Raw genomic sequence first — 26,048 nt, forward strand, 5'->3', positions numbered from 1 at the left:
CCATGAAAAGGGAAGCGTACGAGAATCCACTGACCCGCGAGGAGTACAACGAGCTGTTCGGGCCGACGGCCGGCGACCGGATCCGGCTCGCGGACACCGCCTTATCCATCCAGATCACCGAGGACTGGGCTGGCGGGCCCGGCCGTAGCGGGAACGAGGTCGTCTTCGGCGGCGGCAAGGTGATTCGTGAGTCGATGGGCCAGTCCAGCATCGCCCGCGATCCCGGCCCGCGCGATACGCGCAGGCCTGCGGACACCGTCATAACAGGCGCGGTGGTATTGGACCACTGGGGGGTGGTCAAAGCGGATGTGGCTCTGCGCGACGGCAGGATCCAGGCGCTGGGCAAGGCATACAACCCCGAGACGATGGACCCGATGCACGGCGACGATGGGACTCCCTCCGACATCGTGATCGGTCCGGAAACCGAGGTCATTTCGGGTAAGGGCCGCATTCTCACCGCCGGCGGCGTGGACACCCATGTGCACTTTCTGTGTCCGGAACAGATTCACGTAGCCCTCGCGGCCGGTGTGACCACGTTGATCGGCGGCGGAACCGGTCCCGCCGAGGGGTCCACCGCCACCACCGTGACGCCCGGCAAGTGGCATCTGGCCCGGATGTTCGAGGCGCTGGACGACTTCCCCGTCAACATCGGTCTGCTGGGCAAGGGCAGCACCACATCCAAGACCTCGCTGTACAACCAGGTGGACGCCGGTGTTCTCGGCTTCAAGATCCACGAGGACTGGGGAGCGACCCCCGCGGTCCTCGACGCGTGCCTTCGGGTCTGCGACGACACCGGCGTGCAGCTCGCACTCCACGCAGACTCGCTGAACGAGGCCGGCTTCGTCGACGACACGATCAAAGCCATCGGCGGGCGCTGCCTGCATGTCTTCCACATCGAGGGCGCCGGCGGCGGCCATGCCCCCGACATGATCAAGATGGCGAGTCACCCCAATGTCCTGCCTGCTTCGACCAACCCGACCCGACCCTTGACGGTGAACACCGTCGCGGAACACCTGGACATGATGATGGTCTGCCACCACCTCAATCCGGAAATCCCGGCAGACCTGGCCTTCGCCGACTCACGGATCCGCCCTTCCACCATGGCGGCCGAGGACCTGCTGCACGATATGGGCGCGATCTCCATAATGTCCTCCGACGCCCAGGCCATGGGCCGCATCGGTGAGATGATCATCCGTACCTGGCAGACCGCGCACGTGATGAAGAACCGTGTCGGCTTTCTGGATGGTGACAACGGCTCGGATAATCATCGCGCCCGCCGCTACATCGCGAAGTACACCGTCAATCCCGCGATAGCCCACGGCATCGACCACGAGGTCGGCTCGGTCGAGGTCGGCAAACTCGCTGATCTGGTGCTGTGGGAGCCGAAGTTCTTCGGCGTCAAACCACACCTGGTCCTCAAGGGTGGCCAGATCGCCTACGCCCAGGTGGGAGACGCCAACGCGTCGATCCCCACGCCGCAGCCGATCCTGCCGCGTGCGGTGTGGGCAGCTCAGGGCCGGGCCCCCGCGGCCAATTCGTTCAACTTCGTCACACAGCGGGCCCTGGACAAGGGGCTGGCCCAAAGGCTCGGCGTCAGCAAGCAGTTCCGCGCCATCGAAGACACCCGGGGCCGCGGAAAGAGCAGCATGCTGGAAAACAACGCCACGCCCGGAATCGACGTGGACCCCGAGACCTTCACGGTGGAAATCGGCGGAAAATCGACAGGGGACAACATGACCGAGGTGGACGGGCAGAAGATGCTCCCCAAGCAGGATCACGCCACCGCGCTGCCGATGGCCCAGCGCTACTTCCTGTTCTGACCGATGAGCCGCGCAACCCTGCTCATCCTGGCCGATGGCCGCTTCCCCGCCGGAGGACACGCGCACTCCGGCGGGATGGAAGCTGCCATCGCCCGCGGAGCGATCCGTGACGCAGACTGTCTGCAGACGTTCTGCCAGGGACGGCTGCACACCACGGGTCTGGTCGCCGCGGCCCTGGCGGCCGCGACGGCCGCCGGCGCCGACCCACTGGCACTGGACGAGGCCGCTGATGCTCGCACCCCTGTCCTGGCGTTGCGCGACATCGCCCGCAAACAGGGACGGCAGATGATGCGCGCCGCGCGTGCCGTGTGGCCGGCACCCGAACTCGACAAGCTCGCCCGGGACCGCCCGCAGGGTACTCACCAACCCGTGGTGCTGGGCTTGGCTGCTCGCGTGGCCGGCCTGACGTCCCTGGACGCCGCGTACGCCGCCGCGTACGAGAGCGTCAGCGGCCCAGCCACCGCAGCGGTACGACTGCTGGGCCTGGATCCCTTCGAAGCCACCGCCGTCCTTGTCCGGCTCGCCGACGACCTGGACCAGGTCGCCGACCGTGCGGCACGAGTTGCCGACCGTGTGGCAGATGAAGGCACCGCCGTGCTGCCCGCCAACTCCGCGCCACTGCTCGACGTCACCGCCGCGCAACACGCCCAGTGGCCGGTCCGCCTGTTCGCTTCCTGACCACACCCGTTCACACCGCTGAGGAGACCTCCGTGCACCTCGACGACAGCATCCCCCACTCGCACAGCGCCTACGCCGACCGACCCGCCGATCCCACCGGACCTGACGGTTCCCGCCGGGCACTGCGGATCGGTTTGGGCGGTCCGGTCGGCTCCGGAAAAACCGCCACGGTCGCCGCGCTTTGTCGGGCCATGCGCGACCAGCTGTCCATCGCCGTGGTCACCAACGACATCTACACCCGCGAGGACGCCGACTTCCTGCTGCGCAATGCGGTCCTGCCCGCCGAGCGCATCCAGGCCGTGGAGACAGGAGCCTGCCCACACACCGCGATCCGTGACGACATCTCCGCCAACCTCGAAGCCGTCGAGCACCTGGAGGCGACCGCCGGACCGCTCGACCTCATGCTGGTCGAATCCGGTGGTGACAACCTCACCGCCATCTTCTCCCGGGGGCTGGTCGACGCCCAGATCTTCATCATCGATGTGGCCGGCGGCGACGACATCCCCCGCAAGGGCGGCCCCGGCATCACCACCGCCGACCTCCTGGTGATCAACAAGACCGATCTGGCTCCCCACGTCGGCTCGGACCTGGAAACCATGGCCACCGACGCCAAACGTCAGCGCGGCGAACGACCCGTCGCCTTCACCTCCCTCACCGCCGATGACGGCGTTCGGCCGGTAGCCGACTGGATACGCGCACGCCTGGCCACCTGGACCGCGGCATGACCAGCGCCTCGCCACACACCCAGGCCGCACCGCGCGCAGGCAGAGGTGTCCACGCCACCGCCCGCATCCGGGCGGTCGGCATCGACGGCCCGACCGCCGTGCCCTACCTGCACAACGACGGCCCCTTTCACCTGTGCCAGCTCAGCCACCGCGGCACCCAAGCACGTGTCCGCATCGTCGGCGCGATGAGCGCGCCGCTGGGCGGGGACAGACTGGCTATCCACGTCACCGCCGAAACCGGCGCCGAACTGGAGATCACCACCGCCGCCGCCACCCTCGCCCTGCGCGGCGCCACCACCGACCACGCCACCTACGACGTGACTCTCACCGTCGAAGAACACGCGACCCTGTCCTGGCTGCCCCACCCGCTGATCAGCACCCACGGCAGCAACCTACGCCAGACCTACTCCGTGGACCTCGCCCCCACCGCCCGGCTCGTCCTGCGCGAAGAACTGATCCTCGGACGAGCCCGCGAAACCCCCGGCAACCTCACCAGCCACCTCACCGTGCACCGCGACGGGCGTCCACTGCTCGCCCAGCACACCGCCTTCGGCCCCGCAGCCCCCGGCTGGGACGGCCCCGCCGTCCTGGCCGGACACCGCGCCACCGGCCACGTCCTCATCGTCGACCCAGCCTTCGCCAACGCCCCACCCGCCACCCGCCTGCTCGGCAAAGACCCCGCCGACGGCCAGGGCATCGTCACGCCCCTGCCCGGCCCCGCCCTACTGGCCACGGCCCTCGCTCCGACAGCCACACCCCTACGTCGCCTGCTGGACGACGCCATCGATACGTACACACCGAGCCGCACATAGCCGACCAGATCGCAGATCCTTACCGGGCCTGTCCAGCCTCAGGCTCCGTCCCACTTTTCGGCTCGGACCCACATGCGGTGGTGGCAAGTCCTCCGGACCGGGCCACAGTGCCCAAGGTTAGACAGCCATACCGAAATATCAACTGCCACAGAGTCATTCAACAATACTAAACGAGGCAATCCAGGTTTCGGGCACCGCCGACCACCGAATATGAGACAAAGCCGACGACCGTGCAGGCCCTGACACACGCTCCGCCTACATAAAAGCCCCACCGCGCAGTCAGGGTTCGACGAGCGAGCCGCCGACGCGGCCGACCGTAACGAAGACGACGACGATTGACCTGTCGCGACGAGGAGACCTCCGGTGTGCCGGAGGTCTCCTCGCTCGAGGTTCGTCGTTGATCGGCTCTGGGACCGAGCCCGCGCGGCGCGAAACCGCCACACGTGATCCCGACACCGCCCGAACAGCGCTTGACGAGATCATCGATGCGCCCTGACTGCTTACATTTGTCATGACTCAACCGCAGTCCCCCGGCGGGCGGCAGTTGGGGTGTTGGCGCCCAATGGAGGCCAGGAAACACGGCTTTGGGCACTACCGTGCTGCGACGCGGGTACCGTGGATCGGCGCGACGGCTGGCGCATCTCGGCAGCTGGGGTGAAGTTGCTGGGGCGGCGGCAGCGTCCTGTGGCGGCCCGGGAGGAGATGGCGTGGACCGTGCGGATGAGCCTTCGTGGTTACGGCACGATGATGACCATGCCTCGGTCTGAACCGTCACGACTTGGTTGGGTCGATGGGGCGAGTCGGTGCTGCTGGTGACAACGCCGCGATGGAAGCTTCTGCAGCCTGCTGCAACGCAACGTGTTGGACCGGCAACGGTGGGATACCCGCGAGCAGTTATGGATCGCGATCGTGTCCTGGATCGAAACGGACCTATCACCGGCGCCGCCGCCAATCCAGACTCGGTCGGTTGACCCCGATCGAGTACGAAACCATCATGTACTCAGCGGCCGGTCGGGCCGCATAACCGCTATCACCTGATCATGCAGCAGCCCCGAACGAGTCCGTTGCCGTCGTCGCCGGCGAGGCGGGATCGACTCGTGCGGTGCTGGGTTCGACCATGGCCGTCCTATCTTGCAGTTGTCGATTTGCAGGGCAATCCTGTTGTGGTCCAGCGTGTTCGGGCTCCTCCGGTAAGGTTAGCCAGCTTTGTGGCTACCGCTCCGGACGACACCCGAAACCGGCGGCCGTGGCGTCGTCGAGGCAGAAAGGTTTGAAACCCATGCCGAAGCTGGTGCTTGCCAATCCGCACAGTCGCGCGATGGTCGCCCGACCCCACGACCTGCCCCCAAAGTCCTGGCGGGGGTGCGATGTCGAGGCAGCCCACATGTTGTGGAGTCTGGATGCCGAGGACATCGCCATCATCCCCGGCCCCCTCGACAAGGAGTTTCTCACCTACCTGATCGAGCTACTCGGCATCACCGGCCCGGCCCCCACAGTGCTGTCCATGCAGGACTACAACGGAATTCACTGGTACCCCGGAGACAACCCCGAACTGTTTGCCGCAGTATAGGACCGGATCTCGGACAGCGGCATCGATCTCATCGAATGGTCGGTGTCGTGCTACGTCCGTGATCGCGATGTGGCGCACTGGGAACACCGGCTCGGACTCGCGACCGGCTCCACGGCCTACGCCCAGGATCTGGCGACCATGCTCAACAGCAAGGCGGTCTTCCGCGCTCTGGCCGTGGCTACCGGCACCGCTGAATTCCTCGTCATCGCCGACGATCACACGCAAGCTCGAGACATCGAAGGACAACTCGAAGCCTTGCTGGCCGACCGATAAACGACGCGGGCGAACTATTTGTCCAACGGCCAGCATCGATGAGCTCCCCGCCAAGATCGCCGCCGCGTTGCGAGGCGGTCACGGGTGATCGCCCGCCCTACCCGACTTCACCGCTGGAAGCTGCAGGAACCGCCTCACCTCAGTTGAAACCTTCCCCTTCCAGCCCACGAAGTCGGGCAGGATGCTCGACCCCTACTGATACCCGAGTTGCGTTGTCCTGAGCAAGGTCTGAACTCGAGATAAGCCATTTCCTTCAACTTCCAGCGGCGAAGTCGGGCAAGATGGGTCAATCGTGAACACAGCACTGATCATCGGGGACGTCCAGCGGGGCATCACGGCCAACTATCCATTCGCCGCACAGGTGGTGGACCCACTGTACGAACTACTCCCCCGAGCTCGCGAGGTCGGCACGCTTGTAGTGTTCGTGCGATTTGCCCTGCGCCCCAATGGAATCGACTTGCCGCGACACAGCGAGTTGTTCCGAACCTTCCACGAAGCGGGCGACGCCTTTCATGAGGGGGCACCCGGAACGGAGATCGAATTGCCGGTCGCCGCAAAGGATGTCATCGTGTCCAAGCGCCGTGCCAGCGCATTCGCAGGCACCGATCTCGACCTCATACTCCGTGCGAACGGTGTCGACACGCTCGCGATCGCAGGTGTCGCCACCAGCGCAATGGTAGCTGCAACGTGCTACGACGCAGCAGACCGCGACTACCGGGTGATCGTTCTGCGCGACGGCTGCGCCGACGCCGAACCGACAATGCACGACTTCTTCATGGATACCGTTTTCCCCAATCGCGGTTTCGAGGTCGTCACCTGCGCCGAGTGGCTGCCGTCACCGACACCGCAACGCATGTCACGGGAGGCAATCCAATGCGCCGAGGAATCACTGACGGCGATCGTTGCCGAACTGCGCGGTGAGCGCATCACCGAGGTCGTGTACTACCTGCTGACCACCGACGATGAGGACATCTACGTCGATGAATGGGAGTATCCCGGCTGGGACGAACCGCGGATGGGCGTCGAACTGATCACCGACAGCGGCCGGCACTACTCGGCGAGAACCACCGATGCCTTCACCGAATACGGGATGGAGATTTTCCGCAAACCGATGTCCGAGGTCCTTCGACTCGACCTCGGCGGCATCAAGCCGGTACCGGCAACCGTCGGTCAGTATTGGGTCGATCTGGTCGACAAACCGATCCTCACAGCCGACATCTGTTGGGACAACCATCCCGACGACGGAATCCGATACCCGGCGGCCATCCGTCTAGGCATCGACGACAAGGCCGTATGGATCGCGGCAGGCACGTCCGGCCCCTCCGGAACCGGCTACAACTTCTGGCTCGGCCTCGACGACGTGATGGTCGTATTCACCCCGGAACTCAGCAAAGAGATCGGCATCCCGGAACCAAGCTGACAACACAAGCCGGGTACGAGCGGGCGTCGGGCATCTTGCCCGACGTGAGGATGATGGGTGAGTTCCCGCTGTCAGTGCCTCCGCAAACTCATTCTGAACTGAGTTATAAGGGAGTGTCGGGGCCTCTCGGCCGATCGGTCGGCAGGGCTCAAGGCTTGGCCGCCAATACCCCCTACGTGTAGTCGGGGTGATGATGGTGGTCAGTCGAATATGGTTGGTAGGTCTGGCCGTCTCACCACAAGCGGGCAACCATCCGGTCGGTGGCAGAATCGTGAGATGACAGCTGCCAGGAGCGACCGCCACCAGAGACTCTCGGCTTTCCTGGCTTCCCACAGCGACATTGAGCTCGCCGAGCTCATGGCCACGGGTCGGTCCAACAGCGTGGGAGTGGGCGGCGGCACGGCAGTCCTGGACGTCGACGGCGTGCCGGTGTTCGCCAAGCGCATCCCGCTGACCGATCGGGAACTCGCCCACCGGGGCTCTACCGCGAACCTGTTCGACCTGCCGGTGTTCTGCCAGTACGGCATCGGCGGCCCGAGCTTCAACGCATGGCGCGAGCTGGCCGCGAACATCATCGTCACCGACGGCGTTCTGGCTGGCGAGACACAGTCGTTCCCGATGCTCTACTACTGGCGGGTTCTGCCCGGCCGTTCTACGGTCGCAGCCGAACACGCCGACATCGACACGGTGATCGCCGCCCAGGGCGGCAGCCCCGCCGTGCGGGCCCGTCTCGAAGCGCTGGCCGCCGCGCCGTCCAGCCTCGTGCTGTTCTGCGAATACATCCCGCACCCGACGCCGGACTGGCTGAGCGAGAACCCGGCGAGCAAGGCCGCCGTGGTCGAGCGGCAGTTTTCGGAGATTGTGACGTTCCTGGGCGATCGGGAGCTGCTGCACATGGACGGACACTTCGGCAACCTGCGTACCGACGGGGAGCGGATCTATCTCAGCGACTTCGGGCTGGCTACCTCACCACATTTCGACCTGTCGCCCGCCGAGCGTGACTTCGCCGAACGCCACGCCACTCATGACGCCGGCCACGCCGCCATGCGACTGGTCAACTGGCTGGTGACCGACGTCTGCGGGGTGCCGATGCCGTCCAGCGGCGGCCCAGTCGCCCGCAACGAGTACGTACTCCAGTGCGCCGCTGGTCACATCCCGGATGACGTGCCACCGGTGGTGGCCGCGATCTTGACCCGGCACGCACCTGCCGCCGCGAAGATGAACGCCTTCTACTGGAGACTGTTCGACGGCGACATCCACGCGGAGTACCCCGGTATGTGAAGCAGATCGGGCCGATGCGCCCCTCGTTCCCAGCTCGTCACCTGCACCCGGGCCTCTCGCCTTTCGGCCTACGCCGGCATCGTCTCATCGACCTGCTCGCACGCTCATCGGACATACCAACATCCAACCTAACGCCGAACTCCCAACCACCTCATGACATAAAGGGGGGCCATTACAGGGCATTGCGAACCAGGTAGATCAGCTCGCCACGCTCGTCGATGACGCTGTGATCGGGATGGAAACCGATCTTTTCCAGGACGCGCAGCGAGGGCTTGTTACAGGCACGGACAGTCGACCAGATCCGTCGTCGGCCAGTATCGAACGCGGCTTCGACCACTGCACGTGCCGCCTCGGTCGCATTGCCGAAACTATGCACCCGAGGCAGCAGCTCGTATGCGATCTCTTGCTCCTCGAAGTGGCCACGCCCGACGATCAACCCGCAGTGGCCGATCCGATCTCCCTCGACCCGACGCTGGATCGACAGCAACCCGATACCGTCGGCCAACGCCTGGCCTCGCTGCCGGACCAGGCTTTCCCGGATATCCACAAGAGTCGCGGTCGTTCCGCCCTGATACTCACTCAGCAACGCTAGATTGCATGCGGCGTCCTCGGGACCACGCAGCCGCAGCGACGATCTGTCCGTCTCGATCGAAACGACATCTGCCGAAACGTTTTCGGCACCTCGACCTCCTTCGACCGAACGATGGACCGCCTAGGTGTGCGGTTCCCTACGCTGGGCTGTGACGTCCTGCCGCGGCGCACAGGAGGCTGCATGCTGCCCGAGACCGAGCTGACGATCCTGGTCCGCACCTGCTACGACCGGCCCAAGGAGTGGGAGCGGTTCCTCGAGGCCCTCACCCGGCCGGACGCCTCCGGCGAGGAGGCGATCGACCACGTGGACATCCTGGACGATCGCGCCTACGCCGGCTCGCACCTGCACGGAGAGTTCGGCGGGGACGTCGAGGACGGTTTCACCGTCGTGGACCAGACGGTGCGCCGCCACCACTGTTCGAGCGTCCGGTCCAGGCTCATTCAGTGGCGAGGACCGGTTGCCGGGTGAAGGACGGTTTCCGGTCGTAGAGGCCGGTAATCACCACACCGACGACGACAGCTAGTAGGCCACCGATAACGACATGGATCCATGCTGTGTGCAGTCCTGACGGTGGTGTCGAGTGGAAATAGAGAATCGAGCGCAGGCCGGCCACAATCGGCTGCATCGGTTCGAATTTCGCGATCACGCGAAAGAACGCGGGAGTCGCTTCGATGGGAATTGTGCCCGCTGAGGATGTCATGGCCATGGCAACGAAGAAGAACATGTTGATCAACGGAGCGAGAGACCCGAAGATCGCGAAGACCGTCAGGGCGCCGAGGGCAACGGCGTCGATCGTGGTGGCGGAGAACAGATACAGCTGCCACGGCGAGGCGACAGGCATGTGAAGTGTTTTGGTCGCCAGGAGCTGGACCAATCCAGCGCTCAGGGGCGCCGCGATCAGCGCCACGCACCATTTGACAACCAGCATGTGTAGTCGGGACAGGTGGGTGTAGCGGCGACGTTGTACTTTCGGTCCGAGCTCAGTGGGCTGAAACCCGCTGGCGGAGTCCACCATCGGGTGGATCGCCGAGGCGCCGACGAAGCCGAGAAGAACCAAGACCACCGCGTAATAGAAGACACTGGTCCCGGACCCGGTGTGCGCCGGTAGTGGTGTCAGAGGTGCGGTCGCGACCGAGAACGGGTTGGCCAGCGCAGTAGTGGCGGCAGCGGTCGGCGCGTTCTGCGGCAACTTGGCACCCATCCCCGCGTTTACTGCGGCGACTACTGGCGCGAGGTACCCGGTGAACAATCCAGTGCTCATCGTCGCGGCAGCCGGATTGGTGTCAAGATGGATCACCGCGTGTGTGGCAGGACCTGGCGATCCGCTGGCGAGCCGGGAGATCTCGGCATTGAAATCGGCGGGTACGCGGACGGCTCCGAAGATCTTGCCGCCATCCATCTGCTCGCGTTCCTGCTCGGCAGTCATCGGAATGAGCTCGATTGCCTCATGGTCGACGCCCTGTGTGATAGCCGCACTGACCTGATCGGCGGCGCCGATACTGCTGGCGGTCTGAGGCTCGACGACCATGGCGACCGGAAGCCCGCGCAGGCTTCCGATCGGATCGAGGGTACCGCCGAGATAGACCGCAGGCAGAGTTAGTGCCAGGATCAGCATCACGACCAACGGCGGGAACCAGGTGCCGGGGTGGCGGCCGAAGTCACGAGTGATCTTCAGGGAATTGCGGAATTCGACGGTTACCGGAGAGCCCCCTTTCCTGCGAACCAGTTTCAGGACAGGGCGTTTGGCGGAGCGCGCCTCGAGTTGTTCGGCAAGGACCTGTCCGGCGAATTTTCCGCGAGCGGCGGGGTTGGCGTATCGCACCTCGGGGTTCACACCGGCGAGGCGGTCGGCGAGGCGGTCGGCCCAGTCTCGCGATCCGGTGCTGCCGAGTCGCGTTTCTCGGCGATTCGGCGGCTGATCTCGCCCCACGACAGGGGCAACTCGTCCGCCGGTGCATTGAAGAACACGAAGGTCGCATCCCGCATGACCCTTCGCTTGCGCGCGACAGTCGACTTATGGGGCTCGGAACCCGCATAGGCGTAGATTGCCGCCTTGTCGTCCCAAGCAGAGTAGGTCCAGAAGGTGCCTTTCAGCATTTCTGCTTTCAAGGCCACACCCAGCGCTCCTGGAGAACGGCGGGCTTGCCACCACAAGGTCAGTGACGCGATGAGGAAGCCGGGGGCGTTTACCAACGACTTGACCTCGAGGCGCGAAGCCATGCATTGGACCTCGGGGGTGGTGGGGTTACCGACCGTCTTCCACGGAAGCGTTGGCATTGGCTGCTCTTTTCGATCAGGAGGGCGGCGACGAACTGCCGTCTTCTCAAAGGTTGTCGAGGTTTCAGCCTCGGTTCGCGGTGAGAATTCATCAACGGCGAACTGCTTATAATGCGGTAAGCCACCGTGATTGATAGGAAAACCGCATGGACCTGCGCGATCTGGATCTGCGCGACATCGAGATCTTTCTGATGTTGTCCGCCGAGTTGCATTTCGGCCGGACCGCCGAGGGGTTGCACCTCTCACCAGCCCGGGTCAGTCAGGTGATCGCGAAACTGGAACGTCGCATCGGCGGCAAACTCTTCGAAAGATCCAGTCGCACAGTGACATTGACACCGATCGGACGACAGCTGCGTGACGACTTGCAGACCAACTATCGTGACCTGCGGGCCAGCCTGGGCCGGGCGGCCCGCTCAGCCCGCTACGGCGACGCAGGCATACTGCGGCTGGGCATCACCAGTAGCAACCTCGGCAACGTCCGCCCCCTGTTGAACACCTTCCAATCCCAGCATCCCCACTGCACCTTGCACATCGAGCACGTCCACTTCGGCAACCCCTTCGGCGCTCTGCGTGGCGACGACATCGATGCACTGGTGAGCTGGCTTCCCATCGAGGAGCCCGATCTGGTGGTGGGCCCGACTCTCTATGAGGAACCGTTCATGCTGCTCGTTGGTGCGGATCACCCACTGGCACAACGTGAATCGGCCTCATACGAGGATCTGGCCGACTACGGCGTCTTCGGAGTGCCCCCATCCGACCCGGTCAACCTGCCCCCCGACTACTGGACCGCCGCCGCCGTTCCGTACTTCACCCCCAGCGGCCGCCCCATCCTCCGCACCGCCCACGCCGCCAACTTCCAAGACCTGATATTGCTCGTAGCGGCGGGCAAGGCCATCACCCCGGTGCACGCCCACGCCGCCCGCTACTACTCCAGACCCGACGTCACCTACATCCCCATGCCCGATGTACCACCCGCCCGTTGGGCCCTGATCTGGCGCCGATCCGCCGAAACCGACCTCATCAAAGACCTGGCCACAGCCGCCATCCTCACTGGCTGTCATTTGCAGATTCCAGATGCGGAGGACGAAGCAGCAGACCATTCGGTCGCATCGGCCGGATCCCGCGGCAGCAACTCATGAAGCCCGAGTTTCAGCCCATGAGCTGTTCTCAGCGCCGGATTCCCAGAGGTGCGCAGCGTCTTTCGACGCGCGCGTGACTCCCGCGTCCGTTGCACCAGGGCGCGAATGGCGTCGTCGGAATCGTCCGCCAATCTCGACACCACGGAATCGGCGTGCGGATCGGGAAAGCCCGCGGCCACATATGCCGCTGTCACTCGCACGTCGGTCCTCGCGTCGCGCGGCGATCCGCAAGGCCTCCGCGGCACCGGGCTCGGCGATCATCCCGCCAGACTCGCCGCCTTGGCGGCCAGCATCGCGATTCGATGATCAGCAGCCCGATCGAATGAACACTCGCCTCGACTCGTTGCCACCGGTGTGAATGACGACCCACCTCGTCGGACTCTTGTTCAATTCGACCAGGTGCTCATTCCCAGCGTTTTCCATAAGGAGCTGGGCTTGGCCGCTGTCTTCCCATGCCTCTCGCCAGCCGGGCGGAACTCCTGCGTCGAACTTGTCCATGCCGGATCGCTTCTTGAACTCCTCGACCTCGCCGGCCGGAATGTCTACGACAGCGTCGGTCATCTGATCCCCAAACATTACTTCGCGGTGATACCACACCAACTCCACGTCGTCCGGAAATACCAGCTTGCCGCAATCTGCCACAATGCTGAGGTGCGAGGAGGTGTCGCCGCTGCAGCCGGCGACCAGCGATACAACCAGGCAGGCGAGCACGCCGACGCGCATCCCCCGATGTTCCCGTCGAATCACAGCACGCCAGACCACTGTTGAATATCCGACTCGCCTCGAGACTTGAAGCTTCTGGCCCACCCGACCTCCTCCAACTCCCGCATTTCATTGTTTATGTTGTTAGGGATGCTCGGGACAGGTCCCTCCGTCCTCAGGAAGTCGAAATTATAGAAGTCGTAGACATAGATCTTATACCGTATCTCCGCACGGAGTCCCGACCCGTCATCTGACTTATAGACGGTGGTATCGCTTCCGACGGCTACGTCGAAGTGGCCCAGCGCAGCAGAGAGGTCACCATCGTCGTCGGTGTGGACGTTGCCGTACCAGTCCGACGTGATTTCTCTGGTTACCCCGGTCTGCGGGTCCGTCCGCGCCTGATCCTTCACCGATTCCAGGCAGCGAGTAACCGCGTTTCGAACATTTGCCGTTCTCGTGATCTGCCACATCTGATCTTTGGTGAATCGATATTCATAGTCGGACCCGTGGTTGTTCAGATATTCCCTGAAGAGTTTGGGCGCCGTCTCCCATCCGCGCAGATCCCAGTAGACCAGTACGGCAGTAGCATCCAGGCTGCGGTTTGCTGCGGCCTCCGCCTTGTCTAATTTTCCGTTTTTCGAACCGTAGACAGCTCGGTCGCTGGGCAAGTCACGGTCAGGAGGCGGATGCAATGTTGCTCTCCCACCAAATGTTGTTGCCGAACCCGTATCTCCTGGCACCCAGATCCACAATCACCTTATCCGGAATTTCGAACTCGATAGCATTGAATGTCGGGCCAGCACGCCCCGGAGAGTAATCCAGTGCTTGGGAAATTGTCCCGAGGCCGGTGGTTATCGCGTCCCGTCTCGCGTCGACCGATTTCTTCATGGCGTCCACCGCGGCAACGATCTCCGTCTTGATCGTGTCCCGCATCGGCTGGTTGACCAGCTGCGCCCAACCGGACAGCGGCAGCGTGATGTCGAGGAAACTCATCGGCTGTGCAAGTGCGCTGGTGAGCTCAACAGCCTGGTTGTATACGAGGCGCTCGAGGTAGACGCCACCGTTCTGGACGATCTTCGACACCTCATCCAAGTCCGCGCTGCGAATCGCGATCGCCTGTCCGAGATTGCCCGCGCTGGCAGCGAATGCCTGTGCGGCACTGCCACTCCAGCTGCCCTGTAACCATCTGAGCCCGCCGGAAAGATTCTCCGACGCCACGAAATCGTTAATACCCAACTGATAGATCCGCTTTCCCAAGGTCTGCAGGGCCTCCCAGTCCGCAGCCAAGGGGGTCAGGTAGTCCGCGGCGGGTTTCATTCCGATCGCTGCGCTCAGCTTTTCGTCGTAGGGAGCAACCAGTTCAACACCCACTTCGACCACCTGCCGTACCGTGAACTGGCTTTCCTCGACTGCAGACAGGCTCGGAAGTTGCAGCCCCGCGAATCTGCTGACGACCCCGAGGGCACCGGACACCCCCGCCGTCTCCCCCGCAGCCAGCGTCGAAATCGCCTTCGTCGTGGCGCTGTCGGAGGCTTGGTACTGCGTCCCGGCAGTGGCCAGGTTGGCGCTGAACGTGTTGAGGCTAGCCAGGTCCCGCTGATGTGATGATGACAGCGTGCCCTGCAACCTCTCGAACGCCGACCCTAGCGTGGCCATCAGTCCCGTTGTCCCGCTGGGCACCGACATCGCCGACAGCATTCGTGAGGCGTTCGAGGAGAAGTTCGTGCCGAGGTCCTGCAGATCCAACCTGAATCCGGCAACACAGCCCAGCTGAACGGTGAATTCATCCACACTGCCACCGGCCGCTACCAGCCCACACGGCACTGATCACACGGCGCAGACGCCGCTCAACCCGCGAGGGCCGACGACCGCCGCCCGGGTTGAGATTCACGCGCACCCGGGCTGACTTCATGCCAACAGTGTACGCATCACGGAGCTCACTCATGCTGCCCCTCAACATGATTCATGACGGCCTCAGATTCGATCGAGATGGGATTGTCATGGTGCAAAGCCGATGGTTACACAGTGCACCCACATAATGTGGTGGTTCCCAACCGTTTTCGCGAGGATTGGATCGAGCACCCGGATGATCTGCTCGATCTCTGGGCGGGCAGACTCAGGTCCTGTGTTGCTGCGACGTGCGCGAGGTATTGACGCTTGCGCCCTGGTGTCGCGCGCTGAGTTGGGCAAGCTCGGGGCGGTTCGGTCGGTTGAGAATGAGCAGCCGGATTCGTGCGAGGCCAAGATCGGTTCGGCGGGATCTCGCGATGGGATCGAGTTGGACTGGGCGGTTGTCGTGGCGACCGTACAGAAAGGCCCGAAGAGTACCGAGAAGGCAGTCGACGGTTTACGTGTCTACCTCGCGAACGATCGTGATGGCCTCACGGATAAGCAATTCGAGCAGCTTGTCGAGCGAAACTGCACTGTGTCAGCGCAATTCCCGGCCGGCTCGGCACTGATGATGTTCGTCAAGACCCCGTTGGGTACCGAGCCGTGCCAACTCGGGGAATCGGTAATGTGGACTGCTGCAGCCGAGTTCGTGAAGGAACCGCCGCGGGGGACGGCACCGGAGACGGCGAGGACGATCCTTACCCGGTGCCGATCCCTGCGTGTGCTCCCGAAAGTGGGAGTCACGGTGAACCCCGTCGACCGTCGGATGCGAACCTGCGACTTCACCTATCGCGGCGCTGAGATTTCGGTGCGATACGAGTACGAAGAGCAAGACATGATCCTGGGTGACGCACCGGAGGGCCTTCCTGGCACTCACTACAAGGTCTACAAGGACGTCTCGGCCAAGGGCGACTTCCACTTCCGCTCCGCGATCGTCGGCCCCGCCATCAACCCCGACGACCCGGACCTGAAATACGGGCCGAGGGTTCCCGCGGTCAGCGTGACCGCAACAAACCCTGAGGACGCTGACTACATCCTGAGCCAGGTGCTCACCCTCTTCCCTTGAACGAACCGTCGCTGAATCGCGGATGTGCTCGATGTGATCCGGTCCCTCTTTGTGTGCCCGCCCACTCTGCTATCGGCTACCACGCGCTGATATTGGCGTTGTGCGTGAAGCGGTACCACGGATCGTCGTGGGGTGTGTAGGGAAGGAGTGGGAGATGGTGTCTTGGGACGGCTTCTCTGGGACACCGTTGGGCAGATAGATCAAGCAAGTCCGCGAGGCCGGGCTACCCCGAACTCGAACCTTTCCTGGTCAGCCTCGACCAAGACCACGACGCCGCGCCGCCCCCCAGCCAGCATCCACCTCGGACCGATGCATGCCCCGATCCGCCGAAAACGGGCCGAAACCGTGGGGTAAGCGTGGGGTTGGTTCAAATAAAACAGGTCAGGCCCGGTGCTAGACCGGGCCTGACCTGCGATTCTGTGGACCTTGGGGGAACTTACTACAACACAAAACCCCAGGTAGAAGCCCTGGAGACGCTGCTCCGGAAGCTGCCCGACCCCACGACGCCCGCTCCGCCGCTTGCCGACCGGCCGAAACCAGGTCGGGCACGACAACTCGACGCCGACCAGGTCCAGGAGCTCATCGCTGGGTACCAAGCCGGAGCAACCGTGTACGAGCTGGGTACCCGGTTCGGCATCGAACGGCGGACGGTCAGCAACATCCTGAAGCGGCACGACGTGCCGATGCGCCGCCGTGGACTCTCCCCTGAGCAGGTCGACGATGCCATCCACCTCTACAACCTCGGCTGGTCACTTGCGCGAGTCGGCGGGCACCTGGGCGTCGACCACACCACCGTCTTAACCAAACTCCGAGAACGCGGCATCCCCACTCGTGACAGCCACGGCCGACCACGATCTTGAACGGGCCACGGCGGCCAAGCGACGCAACCGGACAAGGGCGGTCAGCCGTAGCGTTTTTGATCATTCAGCATCCGATGGGCACGCTCGATCCGCTCTCGGAGGCTGTCCTGGAACCCGGTGCCTGGCGGCCAGCAACATGCTCCGCGATGACGGCGCGAATGACCTCCGAGGTGGGCTGGTTGTCGACAGTCGCGATAGTCTCAAGTTCTTCCGCCCATTCTGTTTCGCGTGTGTGGCTGTTCAGGATGGCGGGGGTCGCTGTTCAGAGGTCGAGTGGTCCGAGGTCGCGGATGGTGTCGGCGAGGGCGCGGATGAGGTCGTTCTCCGACTCGTGCTGCCATACGAGTGCGTACGAGATGGCGTCGATGTCCCGGACGGGCAGGTAGGCGATGTCGGGTCGGAGGCCGTAGCGGCTCATGTGGCCGGGGTAGAGCGTGACGATCTCTCCGACGCTGACCAAGGCAAGTACTTCCTCGTTGTTCTGGACGACAGGACCGCGCTCGATCGGCTGCCCCCGGGGGGTGTGGGGCGGGAGGTAACTATCGATCCAGTAGTCCGGGCCCGATCCGATGTCGGGGAACTGGAAGTGGCTGATCATCTCCAGCGAGACCGACGGACGGCCGGCGAGTTCGTGCTCGCTGACCACGGCGAGCACGCGGGGCTCCGCGAACAGGGTCGGCCCCACGGTGAGGTCGGGTTCCTCGACAGGAAGCCAGGTGACCAGGACGTCGACGTCTCCGCGACGGAGTCCAGCGAAGGGGTCGACGAATGGCGCGTACTGGATGCGTAGCTTCCACTGGGGGTGGCGGGACCGGAAGGTGTCCCAGTAGGGGCGCATGTCGTGGCCGTTTATGGGGAGCATGCCGACGCGGAGCACGGCGGTGATGCCTTGAGCGGCGAGGCGGGCTCGTTCGAGGCTGTCGCGCAGGCCTGCGTAGACCGGTCGCAGGTCGTCGCGGAGTTGCCGGCCGACGGAGGTCAGCCGGACCACGCGGCGGTTGGCGCGGTCGAACAGCAAGGCGCCCAGGCGGCGTTCCTGTTGGCTGATCGCCTGGCTGATGCGGGCCTGGGAGACGTGCAGCCGAGCGGCGGTCCGGCCGAAGTGCAGTTCCTCGGCCAGGGTCAGGAAGATCTCGATGTCCCGCAGCTCCACAGGATTTCTGCCCCCTTATAAGTGTGACGTTATTGATCGGCCCGCGAAGTCGGCGTTGATCAGATCGGTGCCCCGATGGAGGGTTGGTGTAGCACCAACCCCGCCGCTGCGGAGTTGGTGTAGCACCAACCCCGCCGCCGCCGCGCTGATCGCAGCGCGGCCGTCCCGTCGCGCCGCGATTCGCCGGCGGACATCCGAAAACAACAGATGGTGATGGAGGAGAAATGGGTTCACGACTGCCCAATCCGGTTGAGCTGGTTCCCGAGTTGCGGGAACTGACCGGGGCGTTGTTCAAGGTCACCGGCAACGGCTCGGTGCCGAAGAGCACGATCGCCCTGATGCAGCTGCGTGCCGGTCAGATCGTCCGCAACACCTACCTGACCGTGCTGCACACCGGCACCCTGCGTCGAGCAGGCGAGACGGAGGAGCGGATCACCGCGGTGGCGTCCTGGCGGGACGCGCCCTACTTCACCGAGCCCGAGCGCGCGGCGCTCGGGCTGGTGGAGGGCGTGCTCCAGCCGTCGACGCACGGCGAGCGGGTCTCCGACGAGCTCTACGCCCAGGCGGCCGAGCACTATGACGACAAGGCGCTGACCACTTTGGCGCTGGCGATCGGCCAGGTCACCTTCTTCGTGCCCCTCGCGCTGATCGGCAAGCCGCTGCCCGGCAAGTCACCCGCCGAACAGTGGTCGACGGCTTCCGCCTGACCAGGTCCCGGGGGCGGGGGTGCACGTGTCACCGCCCCCGCGGCCGTCGACGGAAAGTGACCGAGGTCGTTCATGTCGAGATCCCTTCACGAGCCGGTTCATCGGGTGAGCATCCAGCGCCAGCGGCGAAGCTGAAGGCCGCAGGCCGCGAGTGACGCGGCGACCACCAGTGACGCCACGATCGGCGGCCACGCCGCGAAAGCGGCCACGCAGGCGGCGACGGGCTGCAGCAGTTCGAGGGCGATCGCCGGCCGGGCCGGGATCGAGACCGGATTCTTCTGCTTCTTCGCCCCCGGCATCCCGAAAACCGTGGGCAGGCCGATCAGCAGAACGTTGGCCAGCACGGCCAGCCAGATCGAATGCGCCGCCAGCGCCCACGGCGCGGCGACCCAGGCGATGATCTCGACCAGAAACCGTGGCGCCGACGCGCTCAGGGAGTCCGGAGCGGCAACCGCGGTGCCCGCCGAAGGATCCTGACGCGTCCGGTTGTCCTCAGCGCTCATGTGGACCGACCTCGGCTGCCGCCGCCGCAGCCGCGATCAAACCGTCGACCGAGCCCTGGAACAGGCGATTCCACCGCTTCCCGACCAAAGGCTTGACCAGTCCGATCGTCGTACCGACGAAGACCTCGACATTGTGCACCCGGGTGCCCCCGCCGGGCATCGGCTCGAACCGCCATACGTGACAGCTGCGCACGCCGTTCTTGTTGCCGGACCACGACGCGCGGACATTCGGCTCGAACTCGTCGAACGTCGCCCGCTCGTGCTGGACACCGACCGGAAACCCCAGCCCGAGTTCCTGCTCGAAGGAGCCGCCGACCGACAAGGAACTCGCGTCGACGACCGCCACCGACCGGTGGATCGGCGACCAGGCAGGCCACCGCTCCAGATCGCACCAGACCGCCCAGAGTTCCGCAGCCGACGCCGGGCAAGTACCGGACCCCGCGACCACGAGCGTTCGCCAATCCACCGCAGCCTGACCCATTCTCGTCACGCAGTACGCGATGTCTGTCTCCGCCATCCTCCGACTCCGCTTCTCTTCACCTAAGTCCTGATGTCCACGTGTATCCACCGGTGACCCTAACGGTGTTCGGCTGGTATCCTAACGCCGTTAGGGTTCGCTCGGAAAGGGGTTTGCTCGATCATGTGCGCACTGCCGGACAGCCTCGGACCACGGGCGATCGATGGCATCCCGCGCGGTTGACCGGCTCGCGCCGCGCGCCCGGGAGATCGTGCGGGCCGCACGCGAACTGCTTGAACAGGAAGGGCCCGACGCGCTGTCGATGCGCCGCATCGGCGACCGGATCGGGATACGTGCCTCCTCGATCTATGAGCACCTCCGCGACAAGCAGGCATTGGAAGCGGCCTTGATCTCCATGGGATTCGAGGAACAGGCCGAGCTGTTCACGCAAGCGGTCCACGGGTCCGACGACCCGCTCGCCTCCCTCGCCGCCGCATACCGCGACTTCGCCCACCGGCAACCGCACCTGTTCCGGCTGATGACCGAACGACCCCAGCGCCGCGACCTGCTCGCCCCCGGCGTCGAAGCAGCCGCCGCGATGCCGCTGCTCAACGCGACCGGCGGCGACCTCGAACAAGCCCGGGCCTTCTGGGCCTTTGCGCACGGCATGGTCATTCTCGAGCTGAACCACCGGTTCCCGCCCGACGCCGATCTCAACACCACATGGCGCAAAGGGATCGACGCGTTTCACGGCACATCCTGACACGCCAATGACTTCACGATGCTATATCACCTCATCCGAACTCGGATCCTCAGTGGACTCACACGCCAACACACTGGAGCTTATTCAGATGGCCGGGGCGATGATCAGTTTCCAGAGACTCAGGGGCTGCGCGAGGATTTGCCCGAGGACCTGCTCCACATGGCGAAAGTGCGGTGTGGTGAAGTGCTCAGCGAGGGCTTGCGGGTCGGGCCACTCCTCGACGATCACCATGTGGGCGGGATCGTTGGGGTCGATATAGGGCTGGTAGGCCAGGCAGCCGGGTTCGTCCAGAGACAGTTCGATCATGGCCTCCAGTGCCGTGCGGAGCCAGTCATGCTGCCCAGGCGCGGCAACACACTCGGCGATGCCCCAAAGAGACATGGCGTTGTCCCTATATCTGGTCAGGGGCGGGCAGGGCCGGTTCCCGCGCCGGAGCGGGTGATCGCGCCGGTAATCTCGTCGAGGTCGGCGCGGGTCAACTCCACCGACGCGGCGCCGATCCAGCCGTCGACCTGGGCCGGCCTGCGGGCCCCGACGATCGCGCCGGTGATGCCGGGCCAGGCCAGCACCCAGGCGATGGCCACCTCGGCCACGCTGACGTCGTAGCGTTCGGCGATCGGACGCAACTCGTCAGCGAGCCGGAGGTTGGCGGGCAAGCCGGTGGTGAAGTCGTGATGGGCCGTGCGCCAATCGTCGGCGGGCAGGCCGGCGACACGCTGGGCGGAGAAAGCGCCGGTGAGCAGCCCGGACTGCAGCGGCGAGTACACGATCACGCCGGTGTCATGGGCGCGGGCCCAGCCGATCTCGGCCGCTGCGGACCGGTTGATCGCCGAGAACGGCGGCTGGATGACATCGACGTGAGCGATACGCTCGGCCGCCGTCAGCTCCTCCGGCGAGTGGTTGGACAGCCCGATCGCGCGGACCTTGCCCTCGGCCTTCAGGCCGGCCATCACCTGCCAGTACTCCTCCAACGGGGTAGCGTTGGGCGAGACGGCGCCGAAGCCGCCACCGGCGTACTCCAGCGATTCGCCGGTGTCGGGATAGTGCACCTGGTACAGGTCGATGTGGTCGACACCCAGCCGCCGCAGCGAGTCCTCGACCTCGCGGCGGACGCTGGCAGGCTTCATGATCCGGCGCGGTGCGGCCTGCGGGTCGTCCGGGTTCCAGACCAGCCCGGCCTTGGTGAAGATGTAGGGCCGGTCGGCCTCGGGCAGGTCGGCGATGGCCTTGCCGACCACTTCCTCCCCATGGCCCAGGCCGTAGACGGCGGCGGTGTCGATCCAGTTGACGCCGCGGGCGAGGGCATGGCGGATCGCGGCGATGGACTCGGCGTCGTCGGTGGCACCCCAGCCGAAGCGCCACCCCGAGCCCGACACCGCCCACGATCCGAACCCGATCCGGGTGATCTCCATATCGGTATGGCCGAGCCGCTGGATGGGCAGGCGAGAAGAGGACATGTGCTGCTCCCGTAATCTGAACCCGACCGGGCGTCCACCGCCCGTGACGGGGCCGGAACCGCTCCGGCGAAGTCCACTCTGGCCAATAGCGACCGGCGCAGCCAGAGGCAGCGCGTGCCTGGGCACGGCATGCCCAGGCTTGCTCAGCGCGTCTCCGCGATACTGGAGAACATGTTGTTGGATCGACGCGCCGAACTGGGCGAATTCCTGCGGTCTCGGCGAGCCCGGCTGCATCCGGAGGAGTTCGGCCTGTCCGCGTACGGCAAGCGGCGCCGCGTCCCCGGGTTGCGGCGCGAGGAGCTGGCGCAGCTGGCCGGCGTCAGTGTCGACCATTACGTCCGGCTGGAACAGGGACGCAGCCTGCAGTTCTCCGCTGAGGTCCTGGACGCGGTGGCCCAGGCACTGCGACTGGACGCGGCCGAACGCGCCCACCTGCATCGCCTGGCCCACCCGGCCCCCGCCACGGCGGCCGAGCCCATTGCCGTTCGGTCGCTGCGCTCGGGCATCGAGCTGCTGCTGTCTTCGATCCATGACGTACCGGCCTACCTGGTTGACCGCAACACCACGGTGCTGGCGTGGAATCAGTTGGCCTCCGCGCTGATCACCGACTTCGGAACGCTGCCGCCCGGGCAACGCAACATTGCCCGGCTGACCTTTCTCGACGAGGGCGTGCGCCACCTGTACGCCGACTGGCCGGCACGGGCCCGCGACCTGGTTGCCTTCCTGAGGCTGGACGCCGCTCGCCGGCCCGCCGACCCGTCCACGGCGGACCTGATCGACGAGCTGTCAACCGCCAGCGCCGAGTTTCGCGAGTTGTGGGCGGAGCACCAGGTGAAGGACAAGGGACATGGACGGTACCGGTACCGGCATCCGCTGGTCGGCGAGCTGGAGCTGGCCTACGAGACCCTGCGCCTACCGGACGACCCGGGGCTGGCCCTGGTCATGCTCACCGCCGACGAGGGATCGCCCTCCCACACCGCACTCCGGCTGCTGGCCACCTGGACCGGTCAACGAACGCCCATCACCTGAAGGACATCGGCCGAAGTTGCCGCAGCATGGCGTCCCTCGTCATGGAATTTCCCATGTACTTGAGTGATTTCAGCAAACGCGTCGACCGCTCAACGGGCTGCTGCACGATTAGGCGACAGCCAAAGAGCGGACATCGTGGCCGTCCTTGTGGTGCGTGACGAGGGGGGGTCGTATGACAACTTCGAATAACGCCGCTACTCGATAGGGCGAGCTTCATGTGCGTGGCGTCCGTCGTGACCCGCCCGATGCCGAGACGATCGCGACGGTACTCATCGAACTCGCACGACAGCAGACGGCCGACCACCCAAGTGCCTATGACGATCCAGCGGCGATCAACGACAAGAGTTCACCGCTACCGCCGATGTCCGCCGACCGGCTCCCGCCACGGCGGGCACGTCGACTCGATCAGGACCAAGTTCGGGTCCTGATCCAGGGCTATATTGCGGGCGCGACGACATATGAGCTGGGAGACAGGTTCGGTATCGACCACCGAACCGTCAGCGCGATCCTCCATCGGCACAACATTCCGATGCGGCGGCGTGGCCTGTCCCCCGGACAAGTTGACGAAGCAATCGACCTTTACAACCGAGGATGGTCCCTCGTCCGAGTCGCCCGACACCTCGCCGTTGATCCGGTCACTGTGCTAAATCGGCTGCGCGAACGCGGTGTCCGTACCCGCGACACCCACGGACGAGCCCGGTCCTGATGTCCACAGAATCACAAGCAGACCCACACACTCAGTCAGCCAGCCGAACACCAACAACTCCTGACCCGATCAACACCAGGCGAAAGCAAGACACTCTGCGGCAATAGAACACGAAAAATGGGCACTGAACAGGGAAAACCCGCAGAAGAGCGGGCCCCGCTTCCATGAGGGGCTCGATACAAAGTCCCAGATCAATGCCACTATCGAACCAAAAAGTGGAGCTAAGGGGACTCGAACCCCTGACCCCCACACTGCCAGTGTGGTGCGCTACCAGCTGCGCCATAGCCCCTGGTGATTGCCCTCAGGTTTCCCTGACTGCCTGAACGAAGTTACACCACCGGCGTGTCAGCAACCAAATCGCCTTGATTCAGGGGGTGACGGAGGGGGTTGGATGGTCGTAGAATCGAACATATGTTCGATCGCGATGATCTCTCGACGGTGGACTTCAGTGCCATTAATGACGAGGGGCTTATCGACGCCCTTCGGACGGCGCACGGGGCGGCTGCGGCCGCGCAGGCGGCGGAGGTGTTCGCTGCGCGGGAGCTGTATCGGCGGCGGCGTGCGGACAGTGCGGATCCGGGGCCGGATGGAGTGCGGGGCGGGGAGTTCGCGGCGACGGAGGCGGCGGTGGCGCTACAGGTCGACGAGGCGACCATTGCGGCGCTGATCGATATCGGGATGGCGCTGGAGGAGGCGCTACCGCGCACGCGGGCGGCGTTCACGGCGGGGCGGATCGATCTGGCGAAGGTGCGGGTGATCGTCGACAATACGCGTGCGGTGGCGCCGGAGGTGGTGGCGGATTTGGAGCCGCGATTGCTGGAGGCGGCGGGGCGGACCAATGCGCTACGGCTGCGGCAGGCGGCACGACGCTGGGCGGCTCGGCTCGATCCCGGCGGCACGCGGCGGCGGCGAGAGCGACGACAGGAAGAACGCGATGTCCGGCTGCGCGCGGTCCAGGACAGCATGGCCGTTTTCGATGGACTGCTGCCCGCACCGGGGGCCCAGACGGTGGCGATGCGGCTGCGGGAAATGAGCATGCAGGTGTGCGCGTCGGATCCACGGACGATGCCGCAGCGCCGCGCAGACGCGCTCGTCGCGCTGGCCGACGGGTCCGGGCAGTTGCGGTGTCAGTGCGGGCGCGGTGCGCGCTGCCCCAAGTACGGCGTACCGATCGAGCGGCCGCGCCGCCCGCTCATTCAGATAGGTATCCCCGCCGATACCCTGCTCGGGATTCAGGAGTCGCCCGCTTTCCTGGCCGGCTATGGGCCCATCGATGCGGCGCTGGCGCGAATACTGGCCGAACACGCTCACTTCCAGGCGATTCCGGAACAGTCCGATATCGACGACCCGACCACCGCCGAGGAGGCGGCGCAGTGGCGGCCCACGCCCCGGCTGGAACGCGAAGTCCGGGCGGTGGACGGAATGTGCCGCTTCCCCGGTTGCGCGATGCCTGCCGTCGAATCAGAACTGGACCACAACCATCCCTTCGACCGCGAGCGACCATCCCGCGGCGGACCGACGGCACGCACCAACCTCGCCGTGCTCTGCGGTCGCCACCATCGCCTGAAGACGTTGGCGGACAAGGAGAAACTCCCCTGGACGGTCTCGCGCGCGGACCTGGAGCGCCTGCAATGGACCGCACCGACCGGCGACATCCATACGACCGTCCGCGAGGGCGGCAAATACCTCTTCTCGCGCACCGACACCGGCGCACCCGCCGCCCCGCACCTCGGCGTCCACAGATCCGAGCAGGCGATGGACCCGCCCCGAGCCCTTCCCGACCGCCCCACCGCCGAAGAGATGGCGTACCCCCTGAACGGCTACGTCGTCGTCCACGGACAGCTTCGGCGGATCCCACCCGAAGACGAAATCCCCGACGACAGACCCGAACCAGCTCGAAAACGCGCGCAATAACCCTTCGGCGTCAGCACTCGCTCCCGTCAACCAATCGGCGCCCATTCTGCATGATTCGCTGTGCAGACCTCCGCAATCGATCCTTGTCGACCCCTGGCAACCGAATGCCCGGCGACAACAACCAAAACAAGCAGTTGTTTCGAGAACAGTGATGCAAATCACGGCTGGTCGCTACATTGTTTCCACCCGGCTACTCGTCCTGAACTGCGGATGGTTCAGCCTCCTGCGAAATGCCGTGGCCAGAAAGGCATCTC

27 protein-coding genes, 1 tRNA gene and 1 pseudogene are annotated in these 26,048 nt (G+C 65.0%); 17 read left to right on the plus strand and 12 right to left on the minus strand.

The window, feature by feature from the left end; genetic code table 11:
* Window positions 1-2: 2 nt before the first annotated feature.
* From OHA42_RS34230 to OHA42_RS34270, 9 genes and pseudogenes are all read left to right on the plus strand, one after another.
* Entirely contained in the window at window positions 3-1,820 is a 1,818-nt protein-coding gene (locus OHA42_RS34230; RefSeq protein WP_406239801.1) for an urease subunit alpha, read from the plus strand.
* Between the two features lie 3 nt (window positions 1,821-1,823).
* The gene (locus OHA42_RS34235; protein WP_406232099.1) at window positions 1,824-2,498 is read left to right on the plus strand and encodes an urease accessory protein UreF; all 675 of its coding nucleotides are present in this window, start codon (window positions 1,824-1,826) and stop codon (window positions 2,496-2,498) included.
* 32 nt (window positions 2,499-2,530) lie between these two features.
* The gene (gene ureG / locus OHA42_RS34240; RefSeq protein ID WP_406232101.1) at window positions 2,531-3,223 is read left to right on the plus strand and encodes an urease accessory protein UreG; all 693 of its coding nucleotides are present in this window, start codon (window positions 2,531-2,533) and stop codon (window positions 3,221-3,223) included.
* The gene (locus OHA42_RS34245; protein ID WP_406232103.1) at window positions 3,220-4,035 is read left to right on the plus strand and encodes an urease accessory protein UreD; all 816 of its coding nucleotides are present in this window, start codon (window positions 3,220-3,222) and stop codon (window positions 4,033-4,035) included. Before ureG ends, OHA42_RS34245 begins: the two co-directional genes overlap by 4 nt.
* Before the next feature lie 763 nt (window positions 4,036-4,798).
* Window positions 4,799-5,059, plus strand: a pseudogene (locus OHA42_RS34250) (IS3 family transposase); the annotation flags it as partial.
* Window positions 5,060-5,314: 255 nt separating this feature from the next.
* Window positions 5,315-5,605, plus strand: a complete 291-nt coding sequence (locus tag OHA42_RS34255) for a hypothetical protein (RefSeq protein ID WP_406232105.1) — start codon at window positions 5,315-5,317, stop codon at window positions 5,603-5,605.
* 42 nt (window positions 5,606-5,647) lie between these two features.
* Complete coding sequence (locus OHA42_RS34260; protein WP_406232107.1) at window positions 5,648-5,878, plus strand: hypothetical protein; 231 nt, start codon at window positions 5,648-5,650, stop codon at window positions 5,876-5,878.
* Window positions 5,879-6,170: 292 nt separating this feature from the next.
* Window positions 6,171-7,298, plus strand: coding sequence for a cysteine hydrolase family protein (locus OHA42_RS34265; RefSeq protein ID WP_406232108.1), 1,128 nt, complete (start codon window positions 6,171-6,173; stop codon window positions 7,296-7,298).
* A 276-nt stretch (window positions 7,299-7,574) separates the two neighbouring features.
* A complete protein-coding gene (locus OHA42_RS34270) occupies window positions 7,575-8,579 on the plus strand; it encodes a serine/threonine protein phosphatase (protein WP_406232110.1) in 1,005 nt (334 codons plus the stop codon).
* Window positions 8,580-8,751: 172 nt separating this feature from the next.
* Here OHA42_RS34270 and OHA42_RS34275 read toward each other — a convergent pair whose 3' ends face one another.
* Complete coding sequence (locus tag OHA42_RS34275) at window positions 8,752-9,165, minus strand: GNAT family N-acetyltransferase (RefSeq protein ID WP_406232112.1); 414 nt, start codon at window positions 9,163-9,165, stop codon at window positions 8,752-8,754.
* A 186-nt stretch (window positions 9,166-9,351) separates the two neighbouring features.
* Here OHA42_RS34275 and OHA42_RS34280 point away from each other — a divergent pair, with 186 nt between their 5' ends.
* Complete coding sequence (locus OHA42_RS34280) at window positions 9,352-9,639, plus strand: DUF6924 domain-containing protein (RefSeq protein ID WP_406232114.1); 288 nt, start codon at window positions 9,352-9,354, stop codon at window positions 9,637-9,639.
* Here the strand turns inward: OHA42_RS34280 and OHA42_RS34285 are convergent.
* A complete protein-coding gene (locus OHA42_RS34285) occupies window positions 9,608-11,005 on the minus strand; it encodes an ABC transporter permease (RefSeq protein WP_406232115.1) in 1,398 nt (465 codons plus the stop codon). The two genes, OHA42_RS34280 and OHA42_RS34285, sit on opposite strands and share 32 nt — an antisense overlap.
* Window positions 11,002-11,391 (minus strand): hypothetical protein, encoded by a 390-nt coding sequence (locus OHA42_RS34290; RefSeq protein WP_328404737.1) that lies wholly within the window; start codon window positions 11,389-11,391, stop codon window positions 11,002-11,004. The genes OHA42_RS34285 and OHA42_RS34290 overlap by 4 nt, the downstream gene beginning before the upstream one ends.
* Window positions 11,392-11,594: 203 nt before the next feature.
* On the opposite strand from OHA42_RS34290, the gene OHA42_RS34295 reads away from it, so the two are divergent.
* Complete coding sequence (locus OHA42_RS34295) at window positions 11,595-12,587, plus strand: LysR family transcriptional regulator (RefSeq protein WP_406230473.1); 993 nt, start codon at window positions 11,595-11,597, stop codon at window positions 12,585-12,587.
* Between the two features lie 306 nt (window positions 12,588-12,893).
* On the opposite strand, the gene OHA42_RS34300 is transcribed toward OHA42_RS34295, so the two are convergent.
* From OHA42_RS34300 to OHA42_RS34310, 3 genes are read right to left on the minus strand one after another with little or no spacing between them, the layout of a single operon-like run.
* Window positions 12,894-13,310, minus strand: coding sequence for a hypothetical protein (locus OHA42_RS34300; protein ID WP_406232118.1), 417 nt, complete (start codon window positions 13,308-13,310; stop codon window positions 12,894-12,896).
* Between the two features lie 20 nt (window positions 13,311-13,330).
* A complete protein-coding gene (locus OHA42_RS34305; protein WP_406232119.1) occupies window positions 13,331-13,957 on the minus strand; it encodes a hypothetical protein in 627 nt (208 codons plus the stop codon).
* 7 nt (window positions 13,958-13,964) lie between these two features.
* Complete coding sequence (locus tag OHA42_RS34310) at window positions 13,965-15,080, minus strand: hypothetical protein (RefSeq protein WP_406232121.1); 1,116 nt, start codon at window positions 15,078-15,080, stop codon at window positions 13,965-13,967.
* Window positions 15,081-15,924: 844 nt separating this feature from the next.
* On the opposite strand from OHA42_RS34310, the gene OHA42_RS34315 reads away from it, so the two are divergent.
* Window positions 15,925-16,245, plus strand: coding sequence for a hypothetical protein (locus tag OHA42_RS34315; protein WP_406232123.1), 321 nt, complete (start codon window positions 15,925-15,927; stop codon window positions 16,243-16,245).
* 419 nt (window positions 16,246-16,664) lie between these two features.
* On the plus strand, window positions 16,665-17,105 hold the full coding sequence (locus tag OHA42_RS34320) for a hypothetical protein (protein WP_406232125.1): 441 nt from the start codon (window positions 16,665-16,667) through the stop codon (window positions 17,103-17,105).
* 262 nt (window positions 17,106-17,367) lie between these two features.
* Here the strand turns inward: OHA42_RS34320 and OHA42_RS34325 are convergent, their stop codons facing one another.
* Window positions 17,368-18,258, minus strand: coding sequence for a LysR family transcriptional regulator (locus tag OHA42_RS34325; RefSeq protein WP_406232127.1), 891 nt, complete (start codon window positions 18,256-18,258; stop codon window positions 17,368-17,370).
* 224 nt (window positions 18,259-18,482) lie between these two features.
* Here OHA42_RS34325 and OHA42_RS34330 point away from each other — a divergent pair, with 224 nt between their 5' ends.
* Window positions 18,483-18,965 (plus strand): carboxymuconolactone decarboxylase family protein, encoded by a 483-nt coding sequence (locus OHA42_RS34330; protein ID WP_406232129.1) that lies wholly within the window; start codon window positions 18,483-18,485, stop codon window positions 18,963-18,965.
* A gap of 98 nt (window positions 18,966-19,063) precedes the next feature.
* Here OHA42_RS34330 and OHA42_RS34335 read toward each other — a convergent pair whose 3' ends face one another.
* Together OHA42_RS34335 and OHA42_RS34340 are read right to left on the minus strand one after the other, a co-directional pair.
* Entirely contained in the window at window positions 19,064-19,468 is a 405-nt protein-coding gene (locus OHA42_RS34335) for a hypothetical protein (RefSeq protein WP_406232131.1), read from the minus strand.
* Window positions 19,458-19,985: an SRPBCC family protein gene (locus tag OHA42_RS34340; RefSeq protein ID WP_406232133.1), complete on the minus strand. Its 528-nt coding sequence runs from the start codon at window positions 19,983-19,985 to the stop codon at window positions 19,458-19,460. Before OHA42_RS34340 ends, OHA42_RS34335 begins: the two co-directional genes overlap by 11 nt.
* Before the next feature lie 163 nt (window positions 19,986-20,148).
* Between OHA42_RS34340 and OHA42_RS34345 the strand changes: the two genes are divergently transcribed.
* On the plus strand, window positions 20,149-20,688 hold the full coding sequence (locus OHA42_RS34345; RefSeq protein ID WP_406232135.1) for a TetR/AcrR family transcriptional regulator: 540 nt from the start codon (window positions 20,149-20,151) through the stop codon (window positions 20,686-20,688).
* Between the two features lie 84 nt (window positions 20,689-20,772).
* On the opposite strand, the gene OHA42_RS34350 is transcribed toward OHA42_RS34345, so the two are convergent.
* On the minus strand, window positions 20,773-21,069 hold the full coding sequence (locus OHA42_RS34350; protein WP_406232137.1) for a putative quinol monooxygenase: 297 nt from the start codon (window positions 21,067-21,069) through the stop codon (window positions 20,773-20,775).
* 20 nt (window positions 21,070-21,089) lie between these two features.
* Window positions 21,090-22,145: an aldo/keto reductase gene (locus tag OHA42_RS34355; RefSeq protein ID WP_406232139.1), complete on the minus strand. Its 1,056-nt coding sequence runs from the start codon at window positions 22,143-22,145 to the stop codon at window positions 21,090-21,092.
* Window positions 22,146-22,316: 171 nt separating this feature from the next.
* On the opposite strand from OHA42_RS34355, the gene OHA42_RS34360 reads away from it, so the two are divergent.
* Window positions 22,317-23,174 (plus strand): helix-turn-helix transcriptional regulator, encoded by an 858-nt coding sequence (locus tag OHA42_RS34360; RefSeq protein ID WP_364482557.1) that lies wholly within the window; start codon window positions 22,317-22,319, stop codon window positions 23,172-23,174.
* A gap of 922 nt (window positions 23,175-24,096) precedes the next feature.
* Here the strand turns inward: OHA42_RS34360 and OHA42_RS34365 are convergent.
* Window positions 24,097-24,169, minus strand: a tRNA-Ala gene (locus OHA42_RS34365).
* Between the two features lie 122 nt (window positions 24,170-24,291).
* Here OHA42_RS34365 and OHA42_RS34370 point away from each other — a divergent pair.
* Window positions 24,292-25,794, plus strand: coding sequence for a DUF222 domain-containing protein (locus OHA42_RS34370; RefSeq protein WP_406232141.1), 1,503 nt, complete (start codon window positions 24,292-24,294; stop codon window positions 25,792-25,794).
* Window positions 25,795-26,048: the final 254 nt, after the last annotated feature.

Origin of the sequence: Nocardia sp. NBC_01009 (assembly GCF_045208035.1) — a bacterium.
Lineage (GTDB): Bacteria > Actinomycetota > Actinomycetes > Mycobacteriales > Mycobacteriaceae > Nocardia.

Coding starts and splice junctions, on each gene's coding strand:
- OHA42_RS34230 (WP_406239801.1), top strand. CDS start 3: ATGAAAAGGGAAGCGTACGAGAATCCACTGACCCGCGAGGAGTACAAC.
- OHA42_RS34235 (WP_406232099.1), top strand. CDS start 1,824: ATGAGCCGCGCAACCCTGCTCATCCTGGCCGATGGCCGCTTCCCCGCC.
- OHA42_RS34245 (WP_406232103.1), top strand. CDS start 3,220: ATGACCAGCGCCTCGCCACACACCCAGGCCGCACCGCGCGCAGGCAGA.
- OHA42_RS34255 (WP_406232105.1), top strand. CDS start 5,315: ATGCCGAAGCTGGTGCTTGCCAATCCGCACAGTCGCGCGATGGTCGCC.
- OHA42_RS34270 (WP_406232110.1), top strand. CDS start 7,575: ATGACAGCTGCCAGGAGCGACCGCCACCAGAGACTCTCGGCTTTCCTG.
- OHA42_RS34280 (WP_406232114.1), top strand. CDS start 9,352: ATGCTGCCCGAGACCGAGCTGACGATCCTGGTCCGCACCTGCTACGAC.
- OHA42_RS34290 (WP_328404737.1), bottom strand. CDS start 11,391: ATGGCTTCGCGCCTCGAGGTCAAGTCGTTGGTAAACGCCCCCGGCTTC.
- OHA42_RS34295 (WP_406230473.1), top strand. CDS start 11,595: ATGGACCTGCGCGATCTGGATCTGCGCGACATCGAGATCTTTCTGATG.
- OHA42_RS34300 (WP_406232118.1), bottom strand. CDS start 13,310: ATGCGCGTCGGCGTGCTCGCCTGCCTGGTTGTATCGCTGGTCGCCGGC.
- OHA42_RS34330 (WP_406232129.1), top strand. CDS start 18,483: ATGGGTTCACGACTGCCCAATCCGGTTGAGCTGGTTCCCGAGTTGCGG.
- OHA42_RS34335 (WP_406232131.1), bottom strand. CDS start 19,468: ATGAGCGCTGAGGACAACCGGACGCGTCAGGATCCTTCGGCGGGCACC.
- OHA42_RS34340 (WP_406232133.1), bottom strand. CDS start 19,985: ATGGCGGAGACAGACATCGCGTACTGCGTGACGAGAATGGGTCAGGCT.
- OHA42_RS34345 (WP_406232135.1), top strand. CDS start 20,149: ATGGCATCCCGCGCGGTTGACCGGCTCGCGCCGCGCGCCCGGGAGATC.
- OHA42_RS34350 (WP_406232137.1), bottom strand. CDS start 21,069: ATGTCTCTTTGGGGCATCGCCGAGTGTGTTGCCGCGCCTGGGCAGCAT.
- OHA42_RS34355 (WP_406232139.1), bottom strand. CDS start 22,145: ATGTCCTCTTCTCGCCTGCCCATCCAGCGGCTCGGCCATACCGATATG.
- OHA42_RS34360 (WP_364482557.1), top strand. CDS start 22,317: ATGTTGTTGGATCGACGCGCCGAACTGGGCGAATTCCTGCGGTCTCGG.
- OHA42_RS34370 (WP_406232141.1), top strand. CDS start 24,292: ATGTTCGATCGCGATGATCTCTCGACGGTGGACTTCAGTGCCATTAAT.